The organism is Methanosarcina sp. 2.H.T.1A.6 (assembly GCF_000979455.1).
GTDB lineage: Archaea > Halobacteriota > Methanosarcinia > Methanosarcinales > Methanosarcinaceae > Methanosarcina.
Genome location: NZ_JJOY01000039.1, coordinates 16,570 through 40,833, shown reverse-complemented (window position 1 = coordinate 40,833; position 24,264 = coordinate 16,570). Strand labels below are relative to the sequence as shown.

General features: G+C 45.4%; 17 protein-coding genes. 12 read left to right on the top strand and 5 right to left on the bottom strand.

Translation table 11 applies throughout. From position 1 onward, the window contains the following. Positions 1 to 164: 164 nt before the first annotated feature. The 3 genes from hypA to EO98_RS11210 are packed head-to-tail and all read right to left on the bottom strand — an operon-like array spanning position 165 to position 1,957. A complete protein-coding gene (gene hypA, locus EO98_RS11220) occupies positions 165 to 566 on the bottom strand; it encodes a hydrogenase maturation nickel metallochaperone HypA (RefSeq protein WP_048137326.1) in 402 nt (133 codons plus the stop codon). Further along, positions 559 to 1,677, bottom strand: coding sequence for a hydrogenase formation protein HypD (gene hypD, locus EO98_RS11215; protein ID WP_048137324.1), 1,119 nt, complete (start codon positions 1,675 to 1,677; stop codon positions 559 to 561). The genes hypA and hypD overlap by 8 nt, the downstream gene beginning before the upstream one ends. A 1-nt stretch (position 1,678) precedes the next feature. Continuing rightward, on the bottom strand, positions 1,679 to 1,957 hold the full coding sequence (locus EO98_RS11210) for a HypC/HybG/HupF family hydrogenase formation chaperone (protein WP_048137322.1): 279 nt from the start codon (positions 1,955 to 1,957) through the stop codon (positions 1,679 to 1,681). Positions 1,958 to 2,765: 808 nt separating this feature from the next. On the opposite strand from EO98_RS11210, the gene EO98_RS11205 reads away from it, so the two are divergent. The 7 genes from EO98_RS11205 to EO98_RS11175 all read left to right on the top strand — a co-directional run bounded on the left by EO98_RS11205 (position 2,766) and on the right by EO98_RS11175 (position 11,295). Beyond that, the gene (locus tag EO98_RS11205; RefSeq protein WP_200895255.1) at positions 2,766 to 3,917 is read left to right on the top strand and encodes a hydrogenase small subunit; all 1,152 of its coding nucleotides are present in this window, start codon (positions 2,766 to 2,768) and stop codon (positions 3,915 to 3,917) included. A 7-nt stretch (positions 3,918 to 3,924) separates the two neighbouring features. Further along, positions 3,925 to 5,712 carry a nickel-dependent hydrogenase large subunit gene (locus EO98_RS11200; protein ID WP_048137320.1) on the top strand — a complete coding sequence of 596 codons (1,788 nt, stop codon included), beginning with the start codon at positions 3,925 to 3,927 and terminating at the stop codon, positions 5,710 to 5,712. Positions 5,713 to 5,727: 15 nt separating this feature from the next. Next, on the top strand, positions 5,728 to 6,540 hold the full coding sequence (locus EO98_RS11195) for a formate dehydrogenase subunit gamma (RefSeq protein WP_048137317.1): 813 nt from the start codon (positions 5,728 to 5,730) through the stop codon (positions 6,538 to 6,540). 139 nt (positions 6,541 to 6,679) lie between these two features. Beyond that, entirely contained in the window at positions 6,680 to 7,165 is a 486-nt protein-coding gene (locus EO98_RS11190) for a hydrogenase maturation protease (RefSeq protein WP_048137315.1), read from the top strand. A 252-nt stretch (positions 7,166 to 7,417) separates the two neighbouring features. Continuing rightward, positions 7,418 to 8,698 carry a hydrogenase small subunit gene (locus tag EO98_RS11185; RefSeq protein ID WP_082098584.1) on the top strand — a complete coding sequence of 427 codons (1,281 nt, stop codon included), beginning with the start codon at positions 7,418 to 7,420 and terminating at the stop codon, positions 8,696 to 8,698. Beyond that, positions 8,699 to 10,486: a nickel-dependent hydrogenase large subunit gene (locus EO98_RS11180; RefSeq protein ID WP_048137313.1), complete on the top strand. Its 1,788-nt coding sequence runs from the start codon at positions 8,699 to 8,701 to the stop codon at positions 10,484 to 10,486. A gap of 14 nt (positions 10,487 to 10,500) precedes the next feature. Then, complete coding sequence (locus tag EO98_RS11175) at positions 10,501 to 11,295, top strand: cytochrome b (RefSeq protein WP_048137311.1); 795 nt, start codon at positions 10,501 to 10,503, stop codon at positions 11,293 to 11,295. 487 nt (positions 11,296 to 11,782) lie between these two features. Here EO98_RS11175 and EO98_RS11170 read toward each other — a convergent pair whose 3' ends face one another. Next, a complete protein-coding gene (locus EO98_RS11170; RefSeq protein ID WP_048137337.1) occupies positions 11,783 to 14,281 on the bottom strand; it encodes a PAS domain S-box protein in 2,499 nt (832 codons plus the stop codon). 225 nt (positions 14,282 to 14,506) lie between these two features. On the opposite strand from EO98_RS11170, the gene cgi121 reads away from it, so the two are divergent. Next, on the top strand, positions 14,507 to 15,037 hold the full coding sequence (gene cgi121 / locus EO98_RS11165) for a KEOPS complex subunit Cgi121 (RefSeq protein ID WP_235283442.1): 531 nt from the start codon (positions 14,507 to 14,509) through the stop codon (positions 15,035 to 15,037). A gap of 133 nt (positions 15,038 to 15,170) precedes the next feature. Here the strand turns inward: cgi121 and EO98_RS11160 are convergent, their stop codons facing one another. Beyond that, positions 15,171 to 15,893 carry a type 1 glutamine amidotransferase gene (locus EO98_RS11160; protein ID WP_048137309.1) on the bottom strand — a complete coding sequence of 241 codons (723 nt, stop codon included), beginning with the start codon at positions 15,891 to 15,893 and terminating at the stop codon, positions 15,171 to 15,173. A gap of 398 nt (positions 15,894 to 16,291) precedes the next feature. Here EO98_RS11160 and glpX point away from each other — a divergent pair, with 398 nt between their 5' ends. The 4 genes from glpX to EO98_RS11140 all read left to right on the top strand — a co-directional run bounded on the left by glpX (position 16,292) and on the right by EO98_RS11140 (position 24,075). Beyond that, on the top strand, positions 16,292 to 17,380 hold the full coding sequence (glpX, locus tag EO98_RS11155) for a class II fructose-bisphosphatase (protein ID WP_048137306.1): 1,089 nt from the start codon (positions 16,292 to 16,294) through the stop codon (positions 17,378 to 17,380). Positions 17,381 to 17,646: 266 nt separating this feature from the next. Then, positions 17,647 to 18,954: a tRNA (N(6)-L-threonylcarbamoyladenosine(37)-C(2))-methylthiotransferase gene (locus EO98_RS11150; RefSeq protein WP_048137304.1), complete on the top strand. Its 1,308-nt coding sequence runs from the start codon at positions 17,647 to 17,649 to the stop codon at positions 18,952 to 18,954. Between the two features lie 382 nt (positions 18,955 to 19,336). Beyond that, a complete protein-coding gene (locus tag EO98_RS11145; RefSeq protein ID WP_048137301.1) occupies positions 19,337 to 23,467 on the top strand; it encodes a hypothetical protein in 4,131 nt (1,376 codons plus the stop codon). Continuing rightward, on the top strand, positions 23,464 to 24,075 hold the full coding sequence (locus EO98_RS11140; RefSeq protein ID WP_048137299.1) for a sarcinarray family MAST domain-containing protein: 612 nt from the start codon (positions 23,464 to 23,466) through the stop codon (positions 24,073 to 24,075). Before EO98_RS11145 ends, EO98_RS11140 begins: the two co-directional genes overlap by 4 nt. The last annotated feature ends 189 nt before the right edge of the window (positions 24,076 to 24,264 follow it).

The following is a 24,264-nucleotide window of genomic DNA, read 5'->3' as shown; positions in this document are numbered from 1 at the left end:
TGTTTAGGTAGTATGTTTGAATGTTTAGGTAGTATGTTTGAATGTTTAGGTAGTATGTTTGAATGAGATTTTAAGTGAGTATTTTTAAGTGAGTATTTTTAAGTGAGTATATTTGATAGACCTGCTACCTTTTACTACATTTATATATTTGTCTGCCTGGAGGTTCACTTTTCTACTTCTGTCTCAATATCAATGCTTTTTATAATCAGTTCTCTGCCCCCTGTGATGCGAGCATTTTTTCCGCATACAGGGCATTCAAGCGCTGCGATGTATTCCAGAAGTTCGCTTTGGAGTTCGCCGTCCTTTCCTATCTGTGTTTCATCCACAGTGCCGGTGTATCCGCACTCGCATTCCAGGGAGGGTGGGATCATCTCTACAATGAACTCCGCATTTTCAGCAATGCTCCCCTCGGCAATGGCCTTAAAACAGAAGCTAAGTTGCTCCGGATTTGTATGGGCAAGCCTCCCCATTTTCAGGATTACATGCCTGACTTCCTGGGCTTCGTGAGCTTCGGCAGTTGCTATTACCTGCTCAAAGATCTCACAGGCGATGGAATACTCATGCAAGCCTGTTTCCTCCTTCCCGCGAGTACCTGAACCAGTTGTAGCACATACCTTCCTGACTGACCATACAGGGTCCCGTCGGATTTTTCGGGGTGCAGTCTTTCCCGAAGTTGGGGCACTGGGATGGTTTTGCTTTCCCTGTGAGGATGGCTGCACAGATACAGCGCTTCTGATCCTTTTTCTCCGCTTTTGCCCTTATCTCTGCAAGAGAAGCAGAATAAAGGTCTTCATGCTTCTTTGAGGCGTCTTTTTCCTCATACTCTTTCCTGAGCACTAGCCCCGAATCTTCAATCCTTCCAATTCCCCTCCACTCGGACTCCGAGGTTTCGAATACCTCATTCATCATTTTCAGGGCTATTGTGTTCCCTTCTGGCTTTACGACCCTTGGATATCCATTTTCTATCCTTGAGACTCCTTTCTCTGCCTGTGCCAGGAGCAGGTTTATTCCGAGGAGGATATCTCTAGCCTCAAACCCGCTCACAACAACAGGAAAGCCTTTTTCTGCAAGAGGTTCGAAAGGCTTTGTCCCTATAATGGTTGCTACATGCCCGGGGGCAATAAAAGCATCAACTTCGGCATCGCTGGCAAGAAGCCCAACTGCTGGAGGCGTCTGTTTCTGAGAGGCAAGGAGGCTGAAGTTTTCGGGAGGATTTCTTAGAAGGGCAGCTGCATTGGCGGGGACTGTGGTCTCAAAACCGACCCCGAAAAAGACCACTTCTAGCTCAGGTTTTTTGTTTGCAAGGGATACGGCATCATCAATGCTGTACACCATCCTTACGTCTGCTCCCTCAGACTTTGCATCCAGCAGGCTTTCTGCCGAACCAGGGACCCTCATCATATCCCCGAAAGTGACTACAGTTGCTCCACTCTTTGCAAGGGCAATCGCAATGTCAATGTCTTTTTCGGGAGTGACACATACGGGGCATCCGGGACCGCTTATTACGTCTATATTCTGCGGAAGCACGCTTCTGAGCCCGTATTTTGCTATGGTCCTTTCGTGCGTACCGCAGACATGCATTATGCGGAGTGGGATTCCGGAGGCTTGAATTCTTTCCAGAAGCTTTTTTTCAAGTTCAGGCATACCGGGCTTTAAAGAAGAATCCTTGTTTTTCATTTCACTCAGCGTCCGTTTCTTCGGAGGTCCTCGTTTCAGAGATATCCGAATCTTCAAGGCCTGATATCTGCCTGAGGAGACGCATGGTTTCTTCACTCTCTTCTTTCGAGATTTCAGATATTGCGTACCCTACATGGACAAGGACATATTTCCCGAGCAGAGTCTCACTGGCACCTCCAAGCAGGTCCATGTTTACATCTCTGCAGATCCCACCCATATCAACCGTGGCAGTGTTTTCATTGACGATGGCCTTGATTTTTCCAGGTATAGCTATACACATATTACCTCTACTGTTTTTCGTCCCTATTTTTTCTTTTCAAAATCTGATAATTGCGAGATCTAATTTTCAGTGAGAACAATACTTTAAGAACAATCCTTTAAGAGGATTGGCCTTAATGTGATTACTCGCTATTTGAATTGATACTCAAATTCTCAAGGGTTAGTATGCTAGAATATGCTAGTGCTAGAATATGCCAGGAACTAAATCCCTGGGCTTTATAAAAGTAAGTATATTGGTGAATATTATTTTGCGCAATTGTATAGTTCTCTATTATATCTTTTTTGTTTTTAATTTCGCCTTCAAAATTGATACCTGTTTTTTGCTCTTATTTTAGAGCCGACCTGGGAAATGCTTTTTACAATGTTCAATAACCTGTTTTGACTATTATTAAGGTTAATTTAATTCAAAATTTGTATTTAATCAAAGTTGTGCTGGCGCACTCCGCTGCAAGCAACGGGGTATGTTCGCACCCCGTTCCAAAGTCCATAAACGGAAACAATAACCCTAATGCGACTTAGTTCGAGCAGAAGTTAACAAACAAAAAATGGAATCGATAAATTGTATTTTCATTAACGGTTCTCGGGGACGTTTTCCATCCCCTCAGCAAGCTGCTGGGTATTCAACTGAAAACAAACTTCTTTTACATCATTAATATATTTATTCTATAGTGTAAAAATCCTTAAATACTATTCCCTCATTGAAAACATTATTGGCATATTTATATACATATTTATATAAATTGCAGCAAATTTAAATTCAAACTTTCTTTCATACATATATTTTGGGTAAAAAACAAGATGTGGTAGAGATGAGTACTGGAATGAAAAATCTTATTCGTACACTGGATAGTTTAGATTTTTTAAAACTAGACCGGCGTACTTTCATGAAGGCTGTAGGCGTGCTTGGCGCAACTACATTTCTTGGCACCTATAAAACAGAGATCGCAAGTGCGCTTGAGTTTGCAGAGACAAAGATTATCTGGCTTCACGGTGCTGAGTGCACCGGCTGTTCCGAATCCATTTTAAACGGAGGCAATCCTGATATTGTCCAGGCAATCAGCAAACTCAATGTCAACATTGCTTACCATGAAACTCTTCTTGCCCAGCAGGGGCTATTTGTCGATGGCGAGCCTGTAAACACCTCTGAATTGAACTCCGAGCTTCTCGTTGACGAACTTATCGAAGAAGGCAACTATATTCTTGTCGTGGAAGGCGCAATTGCAAACGGTCCGGATGGCTCGGGGCGCTACTGCGTTATAGGGAACAGGACTTTCAAAGAGCTCTTTGCAAAAGCTGCAACACGTGCCAACGCTATCCTTGCAGTTGGAACCTGTGCCACTTATGGGGGAATTGCCTGCGCTGACAGCGCTGTTTCCCAGGTTACGGATTACAGGGGAGTGGCTTTCACAAAGGAAGATCGCTCAAAAGGCATGCTCACAGAGCTTGGGATCCACAAGCCCGTAATTAACATCCCTGGATGTCCTGCACACCCGGACTGGATTCTCCTTACCGTAGGTGCGGTAATCCTTGGCAAGATCAAGATTCCAGAAGACCTGGAAACTATCCTTGACCAGTACGGAAGGCCCAAGGTCTTTTTCCCTACCGACCACACAGTACATGAAAACTGCCCTCGCCGCGGCTACTATGACCGTGGAGAGTTCGATGAGCAGATTGGCGGAGAAAAGTGCCTCTGGAAGTTGGGCTGTAAAGCTCCTTATTCTCACGCAGACTGTGCAATTCGCAAATGGAATGGTTCCGTAAGTATGTGTACTCAGGCAGGTTCTCCCTGTATTGCCTGCGTTGAACCCGGCTTCCCTGACTCATCAAGGCCTTTTTATGTTGAAGCTGAAGACAAGGGCGTGCTTCTCGGGGCAAATATTGACACATTATCCAAAGCTGCAGTCGGTGCTGCTACCGTAGTTGCAGGGGTACATGCTGTTCGGAGAATGAAAGGAGAGTGAGTAAAAAATGGTAAACGTTACAGTCGACCCCTTAACAAGAATTGAAGGTCACCTTCGCCTGTCCACTGAAGTAAATGCTGAGGGCGTTATAACTGATGCCCAGAGTTCCTGCCTCATGTTCAGAGGCTTTGAACGCATACTGCAGAATCAAGACCCAAGGGATGCAGCCCTTCTTGTCCAGAGGATCTGCGGGGTATGTCCTACTTCTCATTCCCTCACAGCCGCCAACGCCCTTGACCAGCTCTTCGGTGTGGCTGATACGATTCCAAAAGATGCACTTGTAGCAAGGAACATTAACCAGGCTTTAAACTTCATTGCAAGCCATGCAACCCACATATACATACTCTGGGGCCCTGACCTTGCAAACCCTGCATACCGTGATGTCCTTACCCCCCTCGGGGAAACCGGAAACGCCGTCTGGAAAGAAATGGTCGGCAGGTTTGCCCCGATCAGCTACAAGATTGACGGACAATCAGTGCCTGTAGGATCCTCCTACCTTGCAGCGATTCCTGAAAAGAAACGCCTTCAGGAAGCAATTGCAGTAATCGGCGGAAAAATGCCCCACCAGGTCACATCCTATCCGGGCGGATATACCTACAAGCCAAACGTGGCAGATATTGGCAAGCTTTCCTCTTATTATCTTCAGGTCATGGACTTCGTTTCGAATTACACTTTAAAGGTTCCATTCGAGACCTGGATTGAAAACACTTACAATGCAAGCTCCCCTCAGAAGGCAGTAAGCTTCGTGGTTGAACACCTCAAAGGCCTTGTTGAGAAATCCGTAGCCTCAAATGACTTCTCCAGGGAAGCAGGCTGGGGAGATGCGGAGTTCTATGCAGCCTTTGGTTCCGAACTTGTTGGAGAAACTCTGCTTGGTCTTCCTGCAAGCCTTAAGCACGATAAAATAGGCGGATATAGCGACCCCTCAAAGATCGCCTTCCTTTCATACGGTGGGTTCTACAAACCTGAGAATGGGGACGGATATGATCCGAACAGCCCTGCAGGAGACCGCTTCCTGACTTCAGGTGTTGTGACCGGAAGCCTCGAATATCAGAATTTTGATGCAAGCAAGATTACTGAAAGCGTTGCTCACGCCTTCTATGATGACACAGCTGACCTCCACCCCTCAAAAGGTGAAACCAATCCGTTTACCGATCCTGAGGCAATCCGCTTTGACCAGGGCTCCGAGAGCAGGTACACCTGGAATAAGGCTCCGAGATATGACGGAACTCCCTGTGAGGTTGGGCCTCTTGCACGTATGCTTGCAGCTAAAGAACCTCTTGTGACCGGACTTGCTCTGGCCTTTAACGAGAAAGGTTACTCTGCAGCTAACGTTTACACAAGAATGATGGCTCGTATCCAGGAAACCGCAATTATCGCAAATGAGCTCCTTAAGTGGGTAACTGTCGATTACGACCCTAACGGCAAGATTGCTGTTGACACCGACCTTTCAATGGCAAAGAATTCGGAAGGCATGGGTCTCTGGGAAGCTCCACGTGGTGCTCTCGGTCACTGGGTCTCCACTGACAGCAACTCTAAGGTTATCACCTACCAGCCTGTAGTTCCGAGCACCTGGAACCTCTCCCCGAGAGATGGAGCAGGCGTACCCGGTCCTCTTGAGCAGGCTCTGATAGGGGCAAAAATCAATGCCGTAGACAATGCTCTTGATATCAACTACACCAATCCTGTTAACATCCTCCATATCGGTAGGTCCTATGACCCGTGTGTTTCATGCGCAGTCCACACCATTGACCTAACCGGGAAAAACGCTCCACGTACTTTAAGAATAGTATAAGGAGATGACCCATAAATGAAATCCAAAGACAGCCCGATGGTTGTTGAGCGGTATACCGTCCTTGACAGGACGGCCCATACCATCCACGCTATTTCGATGCTGGTGCTCATCATTACCGGGTTAAAAATCTACGCAGGCTGGGACTTTATGAGTTTCCACAATGCCCGCGCCCTTCACATGATCACGGTTCCTGCTCTGCTTGCAGTGAACTGGATTCTTATCCCGTACAACATCTTCTCTTCAAGCGAAGGTGGAGTTCAGGAAAAACTTGCACATTTCATGGACCATTATGTTTTCGGTCCTGAAGACGCAAAGCGCCTGAAGGCAATAATTCTCAATTTCTTCGGAAAGGGCGAGTACCCCGCATTCACCATTTATGATGAGGTGTCGGGACACTATAAAACCAAACTTCACCCCTTAATGAAGATCCTTATTGTGCTCGAAGGCACCGCCATCTTCGTGATTGCAGTTTCAGGTATTGTCATTTACAGGCTTGACTGGTCGCTTTTCGGACTCCCGATCGGGTCATGGATCCTTTCGGCAGGAGACCTTGTTGCACCTGCATTAGGGATGAGTTCCCTGCAGTTCCTCAGATCTCTTCACCTGCTCATGACATACTGGTTTGTCTTTGAACTGGTTGTCCACGTGGGTATCCTTGAGTTTGACCCGCATGTCTGGAAGTACTACAAGGCTATCTTCTGGTCCGGAAAAGAGGACCTTTCAGATGCTCACTATGTGGAAATCGTTAAACCTAACCCGAAACACCTTCCTGACAGTGAGCTCTGGCACGATTCGCCCGAAAAGTCTTCCGATGCTGTAAAGGAGTAATTTCCCGGAATTCAATCAAATTAAGGGAAAAGTAATGTAGGCATACTCAAAAAACACGGAAAAAACCTGTAGAATCTGTAGAAACCTGTAAAATCTGTAGAATCTGTAAAATCTGTATACACCTTCATAAAGTGAGAATATGCCTATATTACACGCTCCTATAAGAGTCCTGGGCTGCGGAAGCCCGCTAATGGGCGATGATGGCGTCGGCCTGAAAATTATCGAAGCCCTTAAAAAAACGGAACTTGAAAGGCTTGAAGGCCTTGATATCGTAGATGCGGGGGTCTGCGGGCTTGACCTCCTTAACCTGCTTGACGGTGCGAGAAAAGTCATTATAGTCGATGCAGTCCTTACAGGCAGCCGTAAAGGTTCAGTACACCGTATCGAAGGCGGGGACCTGATAACAGGCACTGAGCCACACACCCTGGTCTCGGTGCACGATCTCACAATTACCGATGTGTTGAGAATTGGAGAACAGGTGCAGTCCCTTCCGGAAATTGTGGTAATAGGAATAGAGATTGGAGAATTAGCTACTGAACTCTCACAGGAACTCAGTCCTGAAGTCCTGAATGCTGTAGATGATGCAATAAAACTGATAAGGGAAGAAATCTCTGAGCTTATCTGAATTATTGTCCTTCTTTCTTTTTTTTGTTATTCTTCTTTCTGTTTTATTTTTTCTCAGCAGCTTTTCTTTTATGAGAGTAAAATTCGATTTTCAGGGTGTTTTCGGGAATATGTCAACTTATCAATATGTCAATTTATCAATAATAGGTACTTATTTTTCGAGTTACTTTTTTATCAATTGGGTCTCCTATTAATGATATATTATCTATATTTTTTGCACTGAATTATTCTATTTCTACATGAGGGGTGTGGAATGAGTGGGGAAGGGGATCTTGACAGGTTCAAGAATCTGGATTTCATGAAGATGGATAGGCGTACCTTTCTTAAAGCCGTTGGGGCTCTTGGAGCATCTTTGTTTTTGCAAACCTATCGAGGCGACATTGTACGGGCTCTGGAATTTGCGGAGACCAGGATTGTCTGGCTACACGGCGGGGAATGTACCGGCTGTTCCATCTCTCTGTTGAATGGAGGTGAGCCTGACGTGCTTCAGGCATTCTCTCGCCTTAACCTTCGGCTTGCGTACCACGAAGTCCTGCTCGGCCAGCAGGGGATTTACGTGGACGGAAAAATGGAAGGCACTTCTGAACTCAATTCCGAGATCCTTTTTGAAGAAGTGATTGCGGAAAAAGGGTACATTCTTGTTGCCGAAGGAGCGATTGCTAACGGGCCGAAAGGCACCGGAAAGTACTGCTTCCTGGGTGGGAAGAGCTACAAGGATATTTTCCGGCGGACTGCAGAAAATGCTGCTTTCATCGTGGCTGTGGGACAGTGTGCAACCAATGGCGGAGTAAATTCCGCAGATAGTGAGATCCGGGACCTTATGGACTTCAGGGGAGTTGCCTTCACCATGGAGGACCGGGACAGGGGAATCCTTACGGAGTACGGGCTTGAAAAACCGGTAATCAATATCAATGGCTGCCCTCCTCATCCGGACTGGATGCTCCTCACTCTTGCCGCAGTTGTGCTTGGGAAAATCAAAGTTCCCGATGACCTCCCCTACGTTCTTGATGAATGGCTGCGTCCGAAGATCTTTTTCCCTCCAGACCACGTTATCCATGACAACTGCCCGAGGAGGGGCTACTATGACAAAGGGGAGTTTGACACTGTAGTCAGCGGCCCGAAGTGCCTCTGGAAACTGGGGTGCAAGGCCCCATACACCCATGCGGATTGTGCTATCCGCCGCTGGAACGGTTACCACAGCCTTTGCCCTCAGTCAGGGTCTCCCTGTATTTCCTGTGTCTCTCCGGGTTTCCCTGAGAGTTCACGCCCCTTCTTCCAGGAAATTGAAGATGCGGGGATTGTAGGCACCAGTATAGATACCGTCGCAAAAGTTGCTATAGGGGCTTCCCTGCTTGCTGTAGGCGCCCATGCCGTCCGGAGAATTGCCATCAAAGAAAAGCCTGAAGAAAAGGGAAAACAGCCTGAAGAAAAGGAAAAAAAGTCTGAAGAAAAGCCTGAAAAAGAGGAAGTAATGCCTGAAGAAAAGCCTGAAGAAAAAAGTGAGACCGCAAAAAAAGATCAGGGGGATGAGTAAATGGTCGAGGTTACGGTTGATCAGCTTACCAGGATTGAAGGGCACTACCGGATTACTACCCAGGTAAATGAGGAAGGGATAGTTACCGAAGCTCAGAGTATTGGGCTCATGCTCAGGGGCTTTGAACGTTTCCTCCAGAATCAGGACCCAAGGGATGCTGCCCTACTTACCCAGAGGATCTGCGGAGTCTGCCCGACTACTCACTCCATTGCAGCGGCAAATGCCCTTGACCAGCTCTTCGGGGTCACAGATGCAGTTCCAAAAGACGCCCTTGTAATGCGCAACATTCATCAGTCTTTGAACCTCCTGGCCAGTCACGCAACTCACTTCTACGTACTCTGGGGTCCTGACCTTGCAAACCCCGCATACAGGACCCTTTTAGGAAACTATGGAGATGCCGGAAAAGCTGTCTGGGACGAACTTCTCGGAAGGTTTGCACCTGTCAGTTACAGGCTCGATGGAGTTGACGTTCCAGTTGGAAGCGGGTATGTAGCTGCGCTGGGGGAAAAGCGGCGGTTGCATGAAGCTATTTCCCTCTTTGGGGCAAAGATGCCCCATTCTGTCGTTGCACATGTTGGTGGTGTGACATACGGGCCTACCGCTGCGGACATCGGGCAGCTTGCTTCTTATTACTGGAAATTTATGGATTTCGTCGAGGATATCGCTCTTGGAGTTTCCCCTGAGACCTGGGTCGAAAACACCCGGTTTGCCTCTTCCCCACAAAAAGCTGTAGGTTTCGTGGTTGACCGCCTGCAGGAACTTGTGGATGCTTCTCTCGTTTCAAATGACTTTTCCTATGCGGCAGGCTGGGGTGATGTCCCGCTGTACGCGGCTTTCGGCTCTGAGCTCATAGGCGAGGAAGTCCTGGGGCTTCCGGTGAGTATGAAACTTGACCGGATAGGAGGATACAGCGACCCCTCAAAGATCGGTTTCCTCGCCTACGGGCTGTTCTTCAAGCCTGAACTCGGAGATGGATATGACCCCGCAAGCCCTCCTGAGTCAAGGGTCATTCCTTCGGGTTTCCTGAACGGAAATCTTGAGCTTCAGAAGTTCGATCATAGAAAAATTTCTGAGAGTATTGCCCATTCCTTCTATGTGGATACCGAGTCAGACCGGTACCCTATGGAAGGAACCACTCAGCCGGAACCGGAACCCGATGAAATTGATTATTCCCGGGGGGTTGAAAGCCGGTATTCCTGGGTAAAAGCCCCTCACTACGGTGGGATTCCCTGCGAGGTCGGGCCTCTCTCTCGTATGCTTGTCATGAAAGATCCTCTTATCACGGGCTTTGCGGACCTGTTCCGGGAAAAGGGTTACCCGGTTACCAATACCTATCTGCGCATGCTTGCCCGGCTGCAGGAGATCCTGGTGGTTGCCTCCGAACTCATTAAATGGCTGGCTGAGGATTTGAACCCCAATGGGAAATTTGCGGTCCCCACCGACCTTTCAATGGCAAAAGATTCGGAGGGCATGGGGCTCTGGGAAGCTCCGAGGGGAGCTCTCGGGCACTGGATTAAAACAGGGCCTGACTCAAAAGTTACACTATATCAGGCTGTGGTTCCGAGTACCTGGAATATGGCACCGCGAAACTCCGCTGGAATTCCGGGTCCCGTGGAGCAGGTCCTTTTAGGCTCAAAGATTTCTGTTGCAGAAAACGCGCTTGGAGTAGATTATACCAATCCTCTTGGTATCCTTCATACGGCACGTTCTTATGACCCCTGCCTAGCCTGCGCGATTCATGCTATTGACCTTAAAGGGCAGCAAAAAGGGCAGTTCAGGGTGGTCTGATCGGAGTTGATAATATGGCTGGACAGGAAGGAAATCCGGGTATTGAGGGCAGTCTGGTAGTTGAGCGCTATACGTTGCTTGAACGGGTGACACACCTTGTTCACCTTCTATCCATGCTGATCCTCATTGTTACCGGGCTTAAAATTTATCTCGGCTGGGACTTCATGGAGTTCCATACAGCCCGCACACTTCATATGATTTCAGTTCCGTTTTTCCTGGTCGCAAACTGGATTCTTGTCCCGTATAATGTCTTTTCGTGCCTGGGAACGTGCAGTCTAAAGATCCGCTTTAACCATTTTTTTGAAAGTTACATTTTCGGGGCCGAGGATGCAAAACGTCTGAAGGCAATTATCCTTAATTTCTTTGGCAGGGGCGAGTATCCGGCATTTACTATCTACGATGTAAAAGAAGGGCATTACATAACAAAACTGCACCCCATGCTCAAGCTACTTATCATCATCGAAAGCACGGCAATCTTCTTTATCGCTGTCACAGGTATAGTGCTTTACAACCTTAACTGGTCTCTTTTAGGGCTTCCTGTGGCTCAGTGGATCATTTCCATTGCCGGATACTTCGCACCTTACCTGAGCGTATCCGCATTGGGCCTTATCCGTCTGGTTCACCTGACTGCAACTTACTGGTTCCTGCTTGAACTAACGCTCCACGTTGGAATTCTCGAGTTTGACCCTAAAGTGTGGAAATACCACAAAGCGATCTTCTGGTCCGGAAAAGAAGATCTCTCAGACAGGAATTTTGTCAGGGTAATTGAAGAACATGATAATAAATTATTCCTGAAAGATCAAAAATGATTACTGGAAGAGCATTAATGGTGGTAATAAGTAATAAATGGCTGATTAGTGTCAGAAATCAATTACAGGGCAGAGTAAATCGCTAAAAGAGTAAGAACCTGAAACTTCTTTTCCAACCGGATTTTCAGGCGCACCTATTTTGGAAGCAGGGTGATTTCCATATGGTTATATATTGTCCCTTTCATATTTATATATGGGAATCCATATGCATGAACTGGCGGCAGTCAGGACAAAAGTCGGCCAGATCATCCTCAACCTTTTTATTCTTTTTTTGGTGGTGATGCTAGGGTTAGTTGTGGTTGAGGTTGTTCTCAAATGTTTGGTAATTCGGAGCCCATAATGAAAACTTCGGCTTTTTTATTTTTTCCTATTTTTTCCTATTTTTTCCTATTTTTCCTCTACCCTCTAATTCGGTTCATTTTCCTCAGATTACCTTTAATGTTTTTTCTTCTCTAACTGTTTCTTCTTCCTTTTCAATTTCAGGGTTCTACAAGATCTGTAAAGGATTCGTGACTTCCTTTTCCGGGATTTTGTTTTCAGGTCTTTTTGGAATTCTGAAGGTGAAGGTACTGCCTTTCCCGGGGCTGGCTTTAACCCATACCTTTCCTCCGTGGAGTTCGACAAACTTTTTGACGAGCGCAAGCCCAAGCCCTACCCCTTCATATTTCTTGGATATGGACTCATCAATCTGTACGAAAGGCTGGAAAACTCTTTCATAATCATCTTCATTTATGCCGATACCGTCATCCTTTACACTGATCTCAATCATGTCTTCCTTAAGCTCTGCAGTGATGTGTACTTTCCCGCCTTCGGGTGAGAACTTAATTGCATTGTTCAAAATATTGTAAAGGATCTGTTTGAGCTTTACCCTGTCAGCAATTGTGGTTTTCAGTCCCTGCGCAATATTATATTCTATGCTGATATTTTTCTCAGCTGAGATGGGATAAAGCACTCTCTGAATCTCTTCAATTACTCCGGATATGTTTACTGTTTCGTAATAAAGCTCAATATTTTCCAGCTCAAGCCTTGAGATATCCAGAACATTATTGATCACGTCAAGAAGATGGGCCCCACTGTTCGAAATATTTTCCGTGTACCTCTTTTGTTTCTCGTTAAGGGGCCCGAAATTCTCACTTAAGAGGAGGTCTGAAAACCCTATAACCGCGTTTAGGGGAGTCCTCAGTTCGTGGCTCATGTTGACAATGAAAGTAGTTTTCGCTCTGTTTGCAGTTTCAGCAGCCATTTTTGCCTGAAGCAATTTTTCTTCGGCCTGCTTGCGTTCGGTTATGTCAATCATAATGCCGATGAGCATGGAGTCTTCCTCTATAAGGCCATTGAATACAAATTTGTTGATTATGACCTGATGCATTGAGCCGTCGGCAAATTTAAGAGAGGACTCGTAGACCTGATTTTTTCCTTGTTTTACCAGTGATTTGTCCATAGGATGGTATTTTTCGGCAATCTCTATGGGGGCAAAATCATATAGTGACTTTCCAAGGATATCTCTTTTTTCTAACCCAATAAAAGTTTTAAAAGCCCGATTACAGGCAACATAAATTCCGTTCTTATCCTTACAGAATACAGGCGTTGGGATTGAATCTATCATTTTTTTAAGGGCTTCACTCTGCTGAAGCCGTACAATTTCCAGCCTCTTTACCTCAGTCAGGTCTTCCACAAGAATAATGCCACCGTTAAATCTGGAATTTTCCGAAATCAGAGGCTTGTAGGTAATCTCACCAGGTATACTTTCGTTCTCAAGGCTGGAAATATATTTTATGTCGCAATGGATAGGAACTTCGGGGAGGCATGTAAAGCTTTTTTCTTCCGGCTTCTTCTCTTCTGGAGGGTTCAACAAATTGAAAATAAGTTTTTCGTTCTCACTACTGCCTGTAAAGTTTACAAAGTTTTCGTTGCATACGATGATAGTTCCATACTTGTCGAACTGGGCGATTCCTCCGGGAAACTCTTCAAAAAGCATGCGATATTTTCTTTCGGAATCCTTCAGGGCTTTTTCGGTCCGTCTGCGTTGGCTAATATCCCTGCCTATGGATATTACGGCTGCTTTTCCTTCGTATTCAATTAGCCTGTTATTGATTTCCTGAGGTGTGACCGTGCCATCCCTCCTCAGGGAATCCATTTCAAAAGTAAAATATCCTGTTTGCTTTAGCTTCTCTATCTGTTGTCCGAATTCAGTCAGGTGGATATTAGTCCTTAAATCTTTTATGTGCTTTCCGAGCATTTTACTGCGTGTATATCCGAAAAGTTCGCAGGCTATATGGTTTGCTTCCATGACCCTGCCTTTCATATCATGTATCAGAATAGAGTCACTTGAACTCTCAAGTAATGTCTTAAATTTTTTGTCCGTAGTTTCTTGCTTTATTCGAAGAAATTTCCATTTCCCATCTTTTTTGATCACCAATTTCTCCCCGGCCTCTATAAGGTCGAAGACCTCTCCTGAGGAAATATCTCCCTCTTTAATCATAAAGAGTGGTCTGATTTTCTTTTCAGGCATATTCTCAGCAAGGATACGTCTTAGTTCCTTAAGGGAGCTGGTTATTGATTTTCCGAAGGTTTTAACTTCAAGATTGATGCGCAGGTATCGCCAGTTTCCTGTGTGAATAAACTTAATAATCTCTTTCTGCGGAACCCCTGCTTTCCAATCAAAATAGATCCCTGAAGTCTCTGGCTGTTTGGCAGAAAGGGCTTCTGTTTCCTGCAGGGGAATTATCTTAAGCCTGGCTTTAGTTATGCAGCTTTCTATATCTAACTCTGAGTTTGAAAGCAAATCTTTTGCTAATTCTGCACTCTCGGGATCCGGGACAATCCAGATGCAGCGTTCTTTTTGTTGTAATCCTGCTTTAATATAAGCTGATGTAAGTTCTGTCCTGTCTTCTGTTTCCTTATAGACTGCAGTAAGGCCATTGGGTGGAATAGACGAACAGAAACATAACTCAGACTCAATCTTTTTATTTGTTATGTCTAACACCTTCCCGGAAACCCACAAACTCAGTTCTTTTGACTTCTTAAGTGCAAAATATCTTATGATATTTTTATAGTATATTTATAATCACTTCATTCATTTTATTACTCATTAAGTCTATACATTGGAAGAATAAAAGCTTTTATATCAGAATTCTGAGTGCCTGTTCATTTTATCATACATTTTTCCCAACCGAAATCCTTATTGTAAAGCCCGGGATATGGCAGGAGTATGGAAATGCAAAGGGAAATCCAGGTTATTTGTGGAGCGGTGAGAATCCCCCACCTTCCCGGTTTTCTAAAATTAATAACCACAATCGCTTCCGAAAACAAAGTAACTATTCAGGGCTTGAATGCTGACCTGATCGCGGGCGAAAGGCATCTTCATTTTGCAGTAGGGAAGGCTCTCAGGGCTGTCGCAGCAGGCAGCAACGTAGCAAAAGATCCAGGCATCGAGATCATGCGTTATGCAGCCGGAGAGAGGCAGATTGAAAGGAGTTTTTCTATAGGGCTGCATGAAGGAGAAAATAATGCGATTTTCGTGCTGCTTGGGAAAATGGATGATGTAATTCTTGCTTTCTCCGAAATTCGGAAGCTCATTGAAGAAAAACCATGTTCCGAACTGCTTGCTTATTCCAGTTATAAACGAAAAGGAATTCTTTCTCTCTTCAGAATCACAGATGCAGAAATAGAAGCTTCAGGAGAAGAACTTATCCCGGAACTCGTGATCGAGAGGGTGGCGCTGGCAGATTTCTTAAAATGAGGGAGATTTCTTAAAATGAGAGAGCTTTCTTAAAATGAGCAGGATTTTTATTAATCTTCGGACCTGCCCAAATAATTTTAGCTCCTCATTAATAGCCAGCGGTTAGTTTATACCGGCTTTTTCGCCTTTATTTTCAATTTTCACACTTTTTCTCAAACCAGTCCATCAGGGAAAAAGCAAGATCATTTGAATCTTCAAAAAGGCTTTCCCGCCCGTAGATTTCCTCTTCGGACTGGATGAACTTTCCTTCAACAAGCTCGTGCCCCGAATCATCGATAATATTTCTTATCCACCGCCTGTCAGCTTCAGGGTGAAACTGCAGCCCGATGACGTTTCCTTTGTATATATAACCCTGATTCGGACAGGCTTCGCTTTCGAAAAGTCTTACTGCGCCTGGCGGAATTTCAAAAGTGTCTCCATGCCACATGAATGCGGTAAATTCGGGAAATAAGCCCGCCGGAAGCTCTGAGTTTATCCCTCTCTCATTGTTCAGGTTTTCTTCTGCCAGAGCTTTTACCCTGTGCCAGCCGATTTCCTTGAACCTGTTTCTGGTAACCTTTCCGCCCAGAACCTCTGCAATCATCTGTGCTCCAAAACAGCTCCCAAGCACAGGTTTGCCTGTGTCTATCACTTTTTTTACAAACTCTTTTTCAGGCCTTAGCCATGGGAACTCCTTCTCCTGATAAACACTCATCGTGCCCCCCATTATCAGGAGCATATCGAACTCTTCAGGCTCAGGAAAGACAGGTTTTTCATAAAGCATAGTTTTTGTAAGGCGGTGCCCTTTTAGAGCTGCCCAGGTCCCTATGTTTCCAAGGGTCTCGTTTTTAAGGTGCTGGAGGCAATGTATTTTCATGTTTTTTCACTTTAGTTATGAAGTGGAATCAGTGGTTGTCCTGTTTTAAATATAGAGGTTTTTTTCAGTAATCATAAGGTATTTTATATAAATCTAATTATATGGATTTTTTATTTGTCAGAAATAAGTACAGGTGTGATTTTGAAACGAGTTCGGTATGATTTTGAAACTAGCTCAGTGTGATTTTGAAATGAGTTCAATGGGATACGAGTTCAAGGAATTTTACCGACAGGGCTTGCTTCGATAAACATTTAATGAGATATTTGTATCTGGATTCTTCCAATAGATATTAATATACTATTGTGTTAACAGATCACATTAGCAGATTAAGGGAATATTCAGAACAGGATTTTATTATCAGGATATTATCAGGAATCAGGAAATAAGAGTCGATTATCATGCCTCATCCAAAGACAGTAGAAGAAATGATTGAGTGCGCTGGGCCCATTGAATGTGAGTTACTTCCAAGGCTTATTCAGGTAACAGAAACTGCTGCCATTGCCGCAGCCTATCAGATGGGACGCGGGGACAAGCACTTTGCTGATCAGGTGGCAGTTGCCTCCATGCGGAGGATGCTGAATAAACTTGACATGAAGGGCATAATAAAAATAGGGGAAGGAGAAAGAGACGAAGCTCCTATGCTTTATATCGGGGAAGAGGTCGGGACAGGAATAGGAGACCTTGAGGTTGATATTGCAGTCGACCCCCTGGAAGGTACAAACCTCACCGCAGACGGCTTCCCGGGTTCGGTTGCAGTAATGGCAATGGCTGAAAGGGGAGGGATCTTCCACGGTCCGGATATTTATATGGATAAGATAGTTGTCGGTCCCGATGTCGTTCGTTATGAAAAGAACCACCCCGATGAAAGGATCGACCTTGATGCTCCTGTCAGGCACAACCTCGAAATTGTTGCAAAAGCGCTTGGAAGAAGCGTTGAAGAACTAGTTGTCGTAATCCTCGACCGTCCCAGGCATGTCCAGAAGATCACTGAAATTCGGGAAGCCGGGGCCCGTGTAAGGCTTGTTACTGACGGAGACCTCATGCCGGGCGTTGCAACTGCTATCCGCGGTTCAGGCATCCATGTGGTCATGGGTGCAGGCGGCTCGGGAGAGGCTGTCCTGACAGCTGCTGCAATTAAGATCCTGGGTGGAAAAATCCTTGCAAGGCTTGTCCTGCCAACTGTTGCAAATGGGAAACCCAAGGACAAGATCGATGAAGAAATAGAGGAAAAAATGCCCCGGCTCGAAAAGATGGGGATCACCTTTGAGAAACTTAATGATGTCCTTGACACCAACAAACTTGTTCCAGGTAATGATGTCATTTTTTCCGCAACAGCCGTAACTCCGGGTCACTTCCTGCGTGAAGTCAACCTCTTCGGCAGTGGAGATGCAAGAGTACACACGGTTTCCATGGGTGCATCCGGAGCTGTCAGGTTCACAGACAGTATTTATATCAAGGATAAGCGGGAGACTCCTCTCTACCTGTAAATCCTTTTTTCATATTTTCATTTTTAATCCTTTTTTGAAACACGGACCAGTATTGATCAGGTATCTTCTGGTATAATCAGAAAATACGGATTATGAATGTCAGTTCTAAATCTCAGTTCTAAATTTCAGTTCTAAATTTCAGTTCTAAATCTCAGGACAAACTGTAAAATTTCGAGTCGAAGTATTAATTCAAAGTTTTAAGTCAAATAATTCAAAATTTTAAGTCAAATAATTCTAAGTATTAAATCAAAGCGTGAAGGCAGAGTATGAAGGTCTATCTTGAGAGTTTTGGTTGTTCTGCAAGCCAGGCATCAGCCGAGATTATGAAAGCAAGCGTGGAGAGGCTAGGGCACGAATTATTGAGCCCTGATGCTGCCGGCCAGGCAGAGGTCTATATATGCAACTCCTGTACGGTCAAGTACACAACAGAACAGAAGATTCTCTATAAAATCCGCAGTATGGGCGAGAAGGGCGTGCAGGTGATTGTTTCTGGCTGCATGCCCGAAGTCCAGCTTGAAGACATCCTGCATGCAAACCCCGAAGCCCATATTCTTGGAGTGAATGCGGTTTCTCGTCTGGGCGAGCTTCTTTCCTCAATCGAAAAGAGGAGAATGGGAGGATTGACTGGGGGAGAGCATCTGGAACTGCGGACTTCCGAGCCTCTCGGCTTCCTTAATGTTCCGCGTGAACGCTCAAACCCGAATATCCATATCTGCCAGATCTCCCAGGGCTGCAATTTCGCCTGCTCTTACTGTATCGTAAAGCATGCAAGGGGCAAGCTCCGTTCTTTCCCACCTGAGGAAATTGTAAAAGACATTCGTTCCGCAGTTGCAGAGGGCTGCCGGGAAATCTGGCTCACCTCACAGGACGACAGCCAGTATGGTATGGATACAGGCGTCAAACTTCCTGAACTCCTGCGTATGATCTCGGAAATCCCCGGCGACTTCAAGGTGAGGGTCGGCATGATGAATCCATTTTCCGTCCTCCCCATCCTGGACGAGCTTGTGGATGCCTTCGACTCTGATAAGGTTTTCAAACTTCTCCATCTCCCGATCCAGTCCGCCTCTCACTCTGTCCTGAAAAATATGAACCGCATGCATAAGATGGAGGCTGTGGACACAATCATTACGAAATTCCGTGCTCGCTTCGAGGACCTCTCCCTTTTTACCGACATAATTGTTGGCTTCTGTTATGAAACCGATGAGGATTCCGAAGAAACCATAGAATGGGTAAAAAAGTACCGCCCGGAAAAAATCAATATTTCCAGATACTCCCCCCGCCCGCACACTAAAGCCTTTTCTTTCCGGAACCTCGATTCCCGGATTTCCGCGCAGCGTTCTCACGACCTGCACAAAGTATGCGAGCAGATAAAGCTTAAGTCCAAGCAGGAGCTGATTGGCTGGAAAGGCAGAGCCTTTGTTTCAAAATACACGGAAATGGGGGATGTTCTCACACGCACAGACTCTTACCGTCCTGTTGTGATTAGCGGCTCCGATCTCAAGCCCGGCGAATACACGAAAGTGGAAATTACGAGCGCGAAGCCCGGCTATTTCCTGGGAAAAATTGTCAATTAAGGATGAAGTATATCAGCATCAGTAAATGAAATGTCGGTGCTCCCTGGTTAATTGGTTGGGATTATTCCGAAATGGCCGCAAATGGCATCTCGCGTTCTTTCTTTTCACGCGCCGCGCTCCGCTTGAACCCGCCTGTGTACAGTAGATAAAAACAAACTTTATGACCAGTGCTGGGAGCTCTAATTCCGAAATATCAACCATGGAGCAGGGAACTACCTTTGTTCTTTACTTAGTTTTTTTACTTTTTTCTTTGTTTTTTATTTGCTTATCTTTTATTTTTATTTATAAATCTCTCCAGTATAAAGTAAACTATTTATGCCTATAACTATCTAATCTTTTTTACGTTAAACTCTCAATTTTTTATAATCTTTAATTTTCCGGAGTGAGGCATATAGCTGGGAAACAATCTATTAAATGTTCTAAATTTTCTTGGTTTTTTCAGGATACCAGCGCCTATATTCCTTATGCCATAATCGGAATTTTCATTGTCCTTGCTGCAACCTTTACCTCGGTCTACCTTTTGAAAATGGACAGCGAGGTTGCCGAAACAATCTATACTACAGAGAAAATCGATCCCAGGCAGACAGCTATATCCCTTGCGGCATCTGACCTTGCTCGCTGCCTTAACTATGCCGGAACGGAAGCCCTGGAGTGGCAGGGAGAACATCCTGTGATCCTGCCCGATGGTGCTCCGGTTGAAAGGTTCTCTGAAGATCATTTTATGGTAATTCCGCAAAACCAGAACCTTGAGAAGGGAGACACACTTCAAATCTCCATAAACCTGCCCTCAGATGTCTGGGGAAAAGTCGAATCACTATGGAAAAACAGGGACGTTGTCCTGGTCGTAAATGACTCTGCAGGACAGGAAATCAAACGTGTGAACTATGGGCAGGCTACCGGTTTTCTTCAAAAAGTTTCCTTTGACGAATATCTGGAAATTCCGGAAACTGCAGAATCCGGGTATGCATCCGTTGAACTCTATTATGGAGACGAACTCAAAGCCTCAGACTGGTTCCGGATTGAAGCAAGCCCCATAAAGGATATTGCGGCAGAGGCTTTTAACCGGCTGCTTTCGGCAAACTACCAGGGCAACAGCCATACCTTCATGGAATACGCCATTAATGTAGAACCTGACATAGAACCCGAGCAGATCAAGGTAAGAAAAGTTAACGGGACCCTGCAGCGGGAAATTTCCTCCTCTGGCAAAAACTATGCGATTTACTATATCTTCGAAATTCCTCTTTTGAACTACACCCTTGTAGACCTCGAATCCGGAGAAACGCTCAACATGAGTATGAACCTCTCCACCCTTATCACCTCAAGGGAACCTCTGCTCGAAGAACTTGTCAGGGAATATGAAACCGCACTTGGGACATCCTCAAGCCTGGACTCCACTTCCAATCTCGTACTTGGGGCAACAAACCTGAGGACTTTCATCTACGGCCCCTGGCAGCACTATGCACATGGCCCCCTCAATATTCTGACCAACCCTGCCCTTGCAAGTTCGGTTAACGGAGCCACTCTCTATACTCAAAAAAAGGTTTTTGACTCGGTTGACCCCCTGGCTCTTACATACACCACTTACTACAACGGAAAGGTCCTGTATGAAGACATCCGCGCTTCCAGCAATTCAAAAACCAGCCCGAGCCTTCTGAACTCAACCGGTTCGAATGCTTCCGGATCCTTCTATGAAATAGATGAGGGCGTAAACCTTACGACTACCTACGCTTCCCTTGCAGCAAACAGGTCTTTTTCCATGGACGTGGAAGACGGCATAGAAGAATCCCTTGCGGAAGCAAACACTTCCTATGACGAGCTTTCCGAATATTCGGAAATAACAGTTTCAGCCTCGGACTACACAGAAGGAGTCCTCGACGGCTGGGTCTTCAATGACCATGTGTGGGCAGAGGAAACCCCTGACCTTATCCATGATGTCGCAGACAGTGTTTACACGGCTCCGGTTCAGGGGCAGATCCTGAGGGACGGCTTCAATTCTCCTGCCCCTCTGGCTTCAGCAATTTCAGCGGATTTTGACCGGGATTCGGTTTCATACAGCTGGCATACCGTTAGCTGGGACTCCGATTATCTTGTATCTGGTACGCATTCAGGATCGCGTGTACCTTCCTATGCCTGGAGTGACTCTGTTACAAACTCCTATTCTGAGGCCATGAGCCCGTCAATTGATCCTCCAAGAGGGAAGCTAAAAAGCTGGTATATCACGGATGCTTCTGTTATATTGAGTTCCGTGGAGATAACCGACGTAAGAATCGAGCCTCATTACGAGTACAGGGCTAATGATCTGCTTGTTGCCGAGTACAGGACCGATGACGGCTATCTCAGTAGAGAGGACCATATTTTTGATTGGGGCATCCGGTATGATATCTATTATAATATCAGGACAACATGGAAAATTAATTATGACTATACATACACATACGTCTGGCACACTGTCGTCAAGCATAAGGATGGCCCCAGCACCATAGAAGCACATTATGCCACATCAAGTGGCTCGGATTTGGAAATTGTAAGCAAAACTGACCCTGAATCCCTTTTCCACACCGAAACAGAATCTGAAAACTTTACGATAATTTACCACCAGCGCCCTCCCACAGGCGGCTATACGGGCATATCAACCTATACCGACCCTACAGAAAGGGAATACAGGAAAACAACCCTGTATGCTGCCGGCGCAGAGAGGTTTGATCCCTGCTGTTCCGATGCCGCAGATAAATACAGGGATGCTTATGTGAATATCAGGACGCTCGAAAGCACTTTCTGGACTTACCCTGACGGGATGTATCTCGCACAGCGCGCCGTCAACTGCGATATTCCACCCTGGCTGCACAGGGTGATGGCTGACGAAGTCCTGGTAATGCTTGATGCTGTTGAAAATGACAACCCTACCTTCAGCTACTCTCTCCTTGACTCCCCAGGCCAGGACCCGACAGACCTTCAGGTGGAGACTGCCGAAAAACTAATTTTTGACCTCGAAGCAAGCCGGGAAGCCTACGTAAATAAAGAGCAGTACCTCACCTCCGCCGGAGATATGTACGCATCCAGCGACTCCGCCCGCTACATTGCAAGAAACGAAGCCTATAACCGGCTGCTGGAAGACATCGAGCAGAAGAACAAAAAACTGGATTCCGACCTTAACTCCTATATCCTCGATGCCCTTGAGGAAAAAGGCCTCAGTACCGGTGCGTTTGACAGTGTGACCTCAGGCCCCATGACCCTTTTCGATAACCCTGCAATGGATATGGCTGCCTCTGCCCTCGGGCAGGAAATGGGCATCATCTCCACAATGAAAGTCACAGGCCAGCCCGAAAGCAAATACAACTGGACCGAAAACCTGACCCTCATCGTTGACCAGAAGCCGAACTACCTCTACCACGACCCGGACTTCGACCTCAGGGGAGAATATGAACTGACCGACTCAAGGGGTAGGGTCACTTATCCTATGGGTGTTCGTAACACCTGCATTTTTACAACCAATATTTCTGAGGAAATTGCAGATGCCATATCTTCAAGTGGTGAATACGTAAAAACTGAAACTTCCAAGCAGATAAGCCAGAGCATTTCCACCCTGAACGCAGAAGTTTTCCTGCTGGAACAGAACCTCAGCGAACAGGGAGTTTCCCTGGACACAGCCCGCCTTAACACGGAAGTCTACAACCTGAAACTGATATATGCTCGGGAAATGAGGCTTCAGATAACTGAAGAGGTAGCCGTCGAAGTAAGTTCAAATCCTGTTGTTTCCGGCTGGATAGGGGAAGACCGTGTCCGTGAAGTCACAGCTGGTTATCTTAACAGCCTTTCCGATAAAGAGATTATCGAAGAATCCACCGCAGATGAACTTGCAGACGGACTTGCCGCCGTCTTAATAACCGAAATCCGTAACTCAAATCCTTCGGTTGAACCCGATGAACTTGAAGCTACTTTGAACAGGGTCGATACGGATGTTAGAATCGGCGTTGCAAACGGCATCTGTGCAGTTACAGCAAGCAAAGGTGAGGCTCTTGACATTCTTTTTGGGAAAATTGACGGTGAGCTGAAAAAGATGGCAAATGAGACTGTGGATATGTATTCGGGAGAGGTAGCAGACAAGGTTACAAAAAGACTTGATAGGACTATGTCAGCTGTTCCCTGCGGACTGCCTGTGTTGCCGCCTCACTGGGTATTTACGGTTAATGTATGGACGTATGAGGTGATTGGTAGATATGAAGAATTTACTGTTATTGATAATGATAATGAAGTAATCCCTAAACCTTATTTTGGGCATAAGGGTCAGAAATATGTGAGGAAATATGAGCGTATAAACCATCCTTGCAAAAAAAATATAGATGGAAGTAGTATCTGGATTGGAACTAACAGTAGAGCCAGTTTCCATTTTTGTGGGTACAGCGCTACAATTGTTGGTCCTGGACCAAAGGGTGTTGGTGATAAAACAGGTGGAAATTTCGAGGAATCCGTTGCATATGGAGACCTCTCATCAGAACTTGGGGTAGAGCTATGAATATGAAATTTATATTATCAAGTTTAAGTTTTATTTTGCTGATAAATACTGCATCAGCATATAATTCCTATGGGGAAGTCTATGAATATGACCTTTATTTCAATGACAAACTTTTAGATACTACAGAAGTCCCAAAACCTACATTGAAAATAAATGAACCATTCACAGTAAGGATTGATTTTAAGATATACAAAAAATGTGAATTGTCTGTAATGCTAAGTGAGATCGAAAAGAATAATTTTTATGTGATAAATGGTTCGACTCAAAGAATGAATACATATACTGGTGATATTGTAGAGGAGAATTCCACTAAATCATATGAATGGACAGTTGCCCCTACCGAAAGTTGGGCAGGTGGAGCCTTACCAATAGATTTAGTATACCAAATTAATGATTTCGAAACTGGGAAAATTTTAGTTAACAGTGGATTTACCATAGCATACCCTTACATTTCATACGAATATTACGAAGGCGAAATTCCCACTTCTGAGGAGCAGCCAGTTTCAGAAACCGAACCTTCGTCCACATCCGCATCCACGCCAGCTTTCAGTTTAGTAACCGCCATTTCGGCACTTGTACTTGTATTCCTCAGATTCTCCCGCCAGTAAATGCTGTGATGGGAGATGAAATTTATTTTTAACTCGATTAACTCCAGTTATTCTGAATACCGGGTAGATTACATTTCATCTACAGATAATCTGCTACAATCGTTTGGCCTGGACCAAAGGGATTTTGAGATCAATAGGAGCTGAAATTGAACATCGATATGTATGATGCTCTTTTAACAAAGCTTCGAG